Here is a 7,431-nt window from a genome sequence, read left to right as displayed (position 1 = left end):
CGACGCCCGGCCCGCCAGCGAGCACGACGACACGGCCCTCGCCGTCGTAGTGCTGGTCGCCGAACGGCCCCGCAAGCGTCATCTCGACGCCGGGTTCGACGGCCGCGAGGAACGCGGAGAACTCGCCGCCCTCTTCGGGGTCGATACCGACCGTGACCTCGAACGTCTCGCCGACGGTCGGCGAGGAGAGGGTGTAGAATCTGGCGACGTGTTCACCGTCGATCTCGGTGCCGAGCTTGACGAACTGCCCGGGTTCGGCCGTGAGCCCCTCGGGCGTCTCGAACCGGATCGCGTACGTGTCCGGTCCGACCTCGTCGACCGCAGTAACCGCGACTGTCGCGTCCATACCGCCGATCCGGCCTTCGGACACAAACGTGTTCCCGTCCCGGCGGGGCGGGCAGGCGGCCGGACGGCGACCGATTCCGCTGAGCGGAGGGCGGGCCTGCCGAGCAACGCGCCGTTCCGCCGATCGGAGCGCTGATCCACGGGGATATCGACGAACGTCGAAAACAGCTGCGACGCGTGGCTTCGATCGTGCGGAGATCGGTGTACGTTTGCCCAATTTAAAACGGTTATTTTGGGTATACACCGCCTATAATCCGTCAATATTCGCGAGTAGTTGTATACTCGTCCAAAAATACGGCGGTGGCTCCTTCCAGAAGCCTTTTGATTAGTCCCGAAAAACCATCGACATAGTATGGTTGCGGACTTCAACTGGGCCGTCGGCGGAGAGGCCGGCGACGGCATCGACTCGACGGGCAAGATCTTCGCGCAGGCCCTCTCACGCTCGGGTCGACACGTGTTCACGTCGAAGGACTTCGCCTCCCGGATCCGCGGTGGGTACACCGCGTACAAGGTGCGGACCTCCGTCGACAAGGTACAGAGCGTCGTGGACAGACTCGACGTGCTCATCGCGTTGACCCCCCGGACGATCGAGGAGAACCTCGACGAGCTCCACGACGGGTCCGTGATCATCTACGACGGCGAGCGCACGACGATGCAGAACGTCGAGATCCCCGGCGAGATGGTCGGTATCGACGTGCCGCTCAAGCGGTTGGCCGAGGAGGCCGGCGGGGCGATCATGCGGAACGTCGTCGCGCTCGGCGCCGCGTGTGAGGTCGCCGAGTTCCCCATCGAGAACCTCGACTCCGCGCTGGAGAAGCGGTTCGGCGACAAGGGACAGAAGCTCGTCGACAACAACAAGGAGGCGGCCCGCGCGGGCCAGTCGTACGTCGCCGAGGAGTACGACCACGAGTTCGACTACGACCTCGAAACGACCGACAACGACTACGTCCTCCTCAACGGCGACGAGGCGATCGGGATGGGGGCCATCGCGGCCGGCTGTCGGTTCTACGCCGGCTACCCGATCACGCCCGCGACGGACGTGATGACGTATCTGACAGGCCGTATCGAACAGTACGGCGGCCACGTCGTTCAGGCGGAAGACGAGCTCTCCGCGATCAACATGGCGCTCGGAGCGGCCCGGGGCGGCGCACGCGCGATGACGGCCACCTCCGGTCCGGGGATCGACCTGATGACCGAGACGTTCGGGCTGATCGCCACCTCGGAGACGCCGCTCGTCATCTGTAACGTGATGCGTTCCGGCCCGTCGACCGGGATGCCGACGAAACAGGAGCAGGGCGACCTGAACCACATGCTGTACGGCGGGCACGGCGAGATCCCGCGGTTCGTCCTCGCACCGACGACGGTCGCGGAGTGTTTCTGGAAAACCGTCGAGGCGTTCAATCTCGCCGAGAAGTACCAGATCCCGGTGTATCTCACTGCCGACCTCTCGATGGCGGTCACCGAAGAGACGTTCACGCCGGAGACGTTCGACATGGACGAGGTGGAGATCGATCGAGGGTTCGTCGTCGACGAGGCCGAGGTCGACGATCACCTGAGCGAGTCGGGCGGCTTCCAACCGCACGAGCTCACCGAGGACGGCATCTCGCCGCGAGCGTTCCCCGGAACCGCCGACGGCGCACACATGTCCACGGGCCTTGAGCACGACGAGCAGGGCCGGCGAACCGAGGACACGGAGATGCGCGTCGAGCAGGTCGACAAGCGGAACCGGAAGGTCGAGACGGCCGAGGCCCGTGAAGACTGGAGTCCGCGCGAGTTCGGTGACGCCGATGCGGAGAACCTCGTGATCACGTGGGGCTCGAACGAGGGCGCGCTCGTCGAGGCGCTCGACCTCCTCAAGGACGACGGGATCGACGTACGGGTGTTGTCGGTGCCGTACGTGTTCCCGCGACCCGACCTCAGCGACGCCGTGGACACGGCGGAGAACGTGGTCGTCGTGGAGTGTAACGAGACCGGGCAGTTCGCGGACATCGTCGAACACGACGTCCTCGAACGCGTCGACCGGGTGAACAAGTACACCGGCGTGCGGTTCAAGGCGGACGAGCTCGCAGACGAGATCGAGGCGACCCTCGCGGCGGGGGTGGAGGCGTAACCATGAGTTCAGACATTAGATTCACCGACTTCAAATCGGACAAGCAGCCGACGTGGTGTCCGGGCTGTGGCGACTTCGGCACGATGAACGGGATGATGAAGGCGCTCGCGGAGACGGGGAACGACCCCGACAACACCTTCGTCGTCGCCGGTATCGGCTGTTCCGGCAAGATCGGGACGTACATGCACAGCTACGCGCTTCACGGCGTCCACGGCCGAGCGCTCCCGGTCGGCACCGGCGTCAAAATGGCTCGACCCGACATCGAAGTGATGGTCGCAGGCGGCGACGGGGACGGCTACTCTATCGGTGCGGGCCACTTCGTTCACGCGGTGCGGCGCAACGTCGATATGACGTACGTCGTGATGGACAACCGGATCTACGGGCTCACCAAGGGGCAGGCATCGCCGACCTCGCGTGAGGACTTCGAGACGTCGACGACCCCGAACGGGCCGAAGCAACCCCCCGTCAACCCGCACGCGCTGGCGCTCGCGTCGGGCGCGACGTTCATCGCCCAGTCGTTCTCCTCGGACGCACTGCGTCACCAGGAGATCATTCAAAAGGCAGTCGAACACGACGGGTTCGGCTTCGTCAACGTGTACTCGCCGTGCGTGACGTTCAACGACGTCGACACGTACGACTACTTCCGCGACTCGCTCGTCGACCTGCAGGACGAGGACCACGACCCGTCCGATCGCGACGCCGCGAAGGACGTCATTCTCGATTCGGACAAGGAGTATCAGGGCGTCGTCTATCAGGACGAGGAGTCGGTTCCGTACCACGAGCAGCACGGCGTCGACGAGGACATGTCCGTGATCCCCGACGGTGCGCCCGAGGGCGCGACCGATCTGGTCCGCGAGTTCTACTGAGACGCAAGCGTCGTTTTCCGGCCGGTTCGATCGTCGAGTAGCGCCGCGTCGACCGGGGGTTTCGCGGCCGAATCCCGACCTTCATGCGACGCCAAAATCCGTCGACGGCGAGCGTCTCGCGCCGATATCCGTTCCGTTCCGGCAAGTCTAATTACACGGATCCGTATGTAACGTGTATGTCCGATCGCTACGACGTCGCCATCGCCGGTGCCGGCCCGGCGGGCGCACAGTGTGCCCGCGATCTGGCGGCCCGTGACTACGACGTCGTCGTACTCGAAACCGAATCGGAGGCGGAGTTCCCGCGACAGAGCAACAAGTCCACCGCCGGGACGTTCCCCTCTATGATGGCGTCGTTCGGGATCCCCGACGACGTCGTGATGTCGTTCACCGACGACGTGGTGTTGGAGTCGCCCTCCGACTACTACGAGTCCTACCAGCCGGGAGCGGTACTGGAGTTCGCGGATTTCAAGCGGTTCCTCGTGGAGGACGGCCGCGAATCCGGCGCTGAGTACCGGTTCGACGCGCGTGTCTCCCGGCCGATCCTGGGCGACGACGGGACCATCGAGGGCGTCAAATACGCCGGCGACGAGGAGGTGTACGCCGATATCGTCGTCGATGCTACGGGGCCCGCCGCGCCGATCGCGCAGGCGCTCGACGTCGTCGACCTCGAACGCGAGAACCAAGCGATCGGGATCGAGTACGAGATGGAGGGTGTCGACCTCGACCATCCCGAGTTCGCCGACCTGCGCCGCTCGATGATGCTCCGGTTGGACCACGACATCGCTCCGGGCGGCTACTCGTGGATCTTCGCCACGGGCGAGACGTCCGCGAAGGTCGGGATCTGTTACATCCAGAACGATCGGCACCGCGAGTTCGCGAAGGAGGGGCAGACCGTCGACGGCTACCTCGAGGACTGGATCGAGAACGACCCGCGGTTCGCGGACGCCGAGGTGCTGGAGGGGAAGGTCCACCGGGGCTCCGCACACATCCAGCGGCCCGGCCGGATGCACACGGACGGGTTCCTCGCCATCGGCGACACCGTGCCGACGATCGACCCGCTGTGGGGCGAGGGGATACACAAGGGGATGAAGTCCGCGCGGGCGGCCGCGGCCACTATCGACCGGTGTCTCACCGATGCCGACCGGCCGACGGACGCCGAGAGCCTCGCGCTGTACGACCAGCTCTGGCACGAGGAGGTCGCCCCGCGGATGAACGCGCGGCTGCTGCTGACGGAGCTGTTGTATCTCGCGCCGAACGAGCGCTACGACCGGCTGATGCGTGACCTCCGCCGGACCGACGACGACACGCTCGCGAAAGCCAACCGCGGCGAGAAACGAGCGATGGCGAAGCTGATCCATCTGGACGACCTCCCGCTGTTAGCCAAGTACGCGCGCGAACGGCTGGCGTAAGCGGTTGGGATCGAACCGTCCCCGATCCGTTTTTGACCACCCGACTCCCATGGTCGTTCATGCTCGATTACGTGGGGCTGGAGTCGGATCTCGACGAGGAGGAGCGGCTGATCCGGGACACGGCCCGGGAGTTCGTCGAGGACCGCGTTCGACCGGAGATCGGTGACCACTTCCAAGAGGGGACGTTCCCGACGGAGATCATCCCTGAGCTGGGCGAGATGGGGTTTTTCGCACCCAACCTCGACGGCTACGGCCTGCCGAACGTCTCCGAGACGGCGTACGGGCTGTTGATGCAGGAGCTGGAGGCGTGTGACTCCGGGCTCCGGTCGATGGCGAGCGTTCAGGGCGCGCTCGTGATGTACCCGATCCACGCGTTCGGGAGCGACGACCAGAAGGAACACTGGCTCCCCGCGCTCGGCGAGGGTGAGGCGGTCGGCTGCTTCGGACTAACGGAGCCCGAGCACGGGTCGAACCCGTCGGCGATGGAAACGCGTGCCGAAGCGGACGGCGACGAGTACGTGTTGAACGGCTCGAAGACCTGGATCACGAACTCCCCGATCGCCGATGTCGCGGTCGTATGGGCGCGCGAGACGTCCGCCGAGGGCAGCCCCGTCCGTGGGTTCCTCGTCGAGACGGACCGCGACGGCGTGACGACGAACGAGATCCACGACAAGCTCTCGCTTCGCGCGTCGATCACCGGCGAGATCAGCCTTCAGAACGTCCGGATCCCCGCCGAGAACCGACTCCCGGGCGTGGAGGGGATGAAGGGGCCGCTCTCGTGTCTCACGCAGGCCCGCTACGGGATCGCGTGGGGGGCGGTCGGCGCGGCTCGCGACTGCTTCGAGCAGGCGCGGGAGTACGCGCTCGATCGCGACCAGTTCGGCGGGCCGATCGCTCGGTTCCAACTCCAACAGGAGAAGCTCGCGGAGATGGCGACACAGATCACGACCGCGCAGCTGCTCGCGTATCGGTTGGCGGAGCTGAAAGAGCGCGGCGACCTCCGGCCACAACACGTCTCGATGGCGAAACGCAACAACGTCCGGATGGCCCGCGACCAGTCGCGGATCGCCCGCGAGATGCTCGGTGGCAACGGGATCACCACCGACTACTCCCCGATGCGTCACATGGCGAACCTGGAGACGGTGTACACCTACGAGGGCACCCACGACATCCACAGCCTGATCCTCGGAGAGGACCTCACCGGGATCGCCGCGTTCGAGTAGTGCGGGTTCGAGTCGCGCGGGTTCGAATCGCGCGGCGTCGGCCGTAGAGTGTCGGCCGTACGGCGTCGACTACTTATATACTCCTTTGCGAGTCGCTGTCGACTACTTATATACTCCTTCGACGACGCTCGCTCGTCGTTCGCGTTCAGCCGCACGAGTCTCACCTATCACTTATATACTCGTTCGGGCCGCCACTGACCGGAACGGCACCGTCCGGAACGGACGCGTTTTTACGCGCTACGCCCGTCCTGTCGGTATGGACTGCCGGCAGTGTGGGACGCCCCTCGAGAAGCCCGGGGACTACTGTCTCACCTGCAACACGGCGAACAGCGACGCGGTCGTCGTCGAGTTCGACCCGGATCGCGCCGAGCTCACGATGCTCGACGAGGACGAGGTGGTCGGTCACACCGCCGTAACGACCCGCCCGGAGAACGACAGGGAGCTGAGCCAGATACAGCTCCGCAACTTCGCTGGGCGCGTCGCCGACGAGGTCCGCCGCAAGCGCCCCGAAACGGTGTACGCGGCGGGCGAGCGCGACCCTCTCCGCGAGACGCGCGCGCAGCTCCACCACGAGTTCTACCGCGTGCCGGACGCCGACCGGAAGGGGTCAAACGCCGGCCGCGACAATGCGAACCGGAAGGAGACGAACGGAACGGGGGCAAACGGGACGGGACCGGACGGGTGGGCGGCCGCCGAGAGCGACGTGGTTCGATGGGTGCTCGACCGGCGGGGCGACCGCGCGTTAGAGGTGGTCGAGACCCCGCCACGCGAGAAGATCGGCGGTTCCCACTCGACGCTCATCGGCGATCGAAAGGGGCGGAAAGCCGTCCAGACGGTCGCCGCCCATCCGCACGTCAAGAAGATCGTTCCCGGTCCGATCGACGCCGGCGGGACCGGGTCCCGAACCGGCCTCCGGGCGAAGGCGACCCGCGCGGGCACGAACGGTAACGTCAGGCTCCTCTTGCGGGACGGCTCCAGCGTACAGGAGAACCGGATCGTCACGACCGCGATGGACCGCGAGACCGGCGAGCGTGTCCGCGCCGACCTCAACGAGGCCCTTCGGGACGCGGAGCTACAGGACGTCTAAGCCGGCGGCCTGTCGCCCCGTGTCCCGTGCTCAGTCGTCCGCCCCGGCTTCGGGCCCCGTCTCGGCCGCACACCGGTTCGGCCCGAGCTCCAGTTCGATCGCCGAGACCTCGTCCGGGGGCGACTCGACGCCGCGGTTCGCCGCGATCACCGATTCGTAGTTCGGGGGTTTCTCCGGGAGCGTCGCCGTGATCCGCTCGACGAACGACGCCCGGTCCCGGTCAAGCACGTCGATCCCCGTGCGAGCCTCGCCGACCGTGGTCGCCACGGGCTCGCCCGGCGTCACGTCGCCGGTCGTCCCGTCGTTCGCGACCGAGAAGTGCCCGGGCAGCACCACCGCGTCGTCCGGTTCGGCGAGCAGCGTGCCGTGAAGCGAGTCGTACAGCCGCTCC

At 66.3% G+C, this 7,431-nt stretch carries 6 protein-coding genes and 1 pseudogene; 5 read left to right on the top strand and 2 right to left on the bottom strand.

The features are described 5' to 3' along the window. The coding region (locus ACFQEU_RS08825) for an FAD-dependent oxidoreductase (RefSeq protein ID WP_379781289.1) at positions 1 to 346 on the bottom strand (346 nt) is incomplete at its 3' end. 351 nt (positions 347 to 697) lie between these two features. Here ACFQEU_RS08825 and ACFQEU_RS08820 point away from each other — a divergent pair. From ACFQEU_RS08820 to ACFQEU_RS08800, 5 genes are all read left to right on the top strand, one after another. Further along, on the top strand, positions 698 to 2,455 hold the full coding sequence (locus ACFQEU_RS08820) for a 2-oxoacid:acceptor oxidoreductase subunit alpha (RefSeq protein ID WP_379781287.1): 1,758 nt from the start codon (positions 698 to 700) through the stop codon (positions 2,453 to 2,455). Between the two features lie 2 nt (positions 2,456 to 2,457). After that, a complete protein-coding gene (locus ACFQEU_RS08815; protein ID WP_379781285.1) occupies positions 2,458 to 3,321 on the top strand; it encodes a 2-oxoacid:ferredoxin oxidoreductase subunit beta in 864 nt (287 codons plus the stop codon). Positions 3,322 to 3,497: 176 nt separating this feature from the next. Then, a complete protein-coding gene (locus ACFQEU_RS08810; RefSeq protein WP_379781283.1) occupies positions 3,498 to 4,730 on the top strand; it encodes a digeranylgeranylglycerophospholipid reductase in 1,233 nt (410 codons plus the stop codon). A gap of 59 nt (positions 4,731 to 4,789) precedes the next feature. Then, positions 4,790 to 5,953, top strand: a complete 1,164-nt coding sequence (locus ACFQEU_RS08805; protein WP_379781281.1) for an acyl-CoA dehydrogenase family protein — start codon at positions 4,790 to 4,792, stop codon at positions 5,951 to 5,953. A gap of 256 nt (positions 5,954 to 6,209) precedes the next feature. Beyond that, positions 6,210 to 7,040 (top strand): DUF2103 domain-containing protein, encoded by an 831-nt coding sequence (locus ACFQEU_RS08800; protein ID WP_379781279.1) that lies wholly within the window; start codon positions 6,210 to 6,212, stop codon positions 7,038 to 7,040. Positions 7,041 to 7,070: 30 nt separating this feature from the next. Here ACFQEU_RS08800 and ACFQEU_RS08795 read toward each other — a convergent pair. Then, positions 7,071 to 7,431, bottom strand: a pseudogene (locus tag ACFQEU_RS08795) (MBL fold metallo-hydrolase); the annotation flags it as partial.

This window comes from Halorubrum tibetense, assembly GCF_042661865.1.
GTDB classification, from domain to species: domain Archaea; phylum Halobacteriota; class Halobacteria; order Halobacteriales; family Haloferacaceae; genus Halorubrum; species Halorubrum tibetense.
Note: the sequence above shows the minus strand (reverse complement) of the source record. Positions and strands in the feature narration are given on the sequence as shown.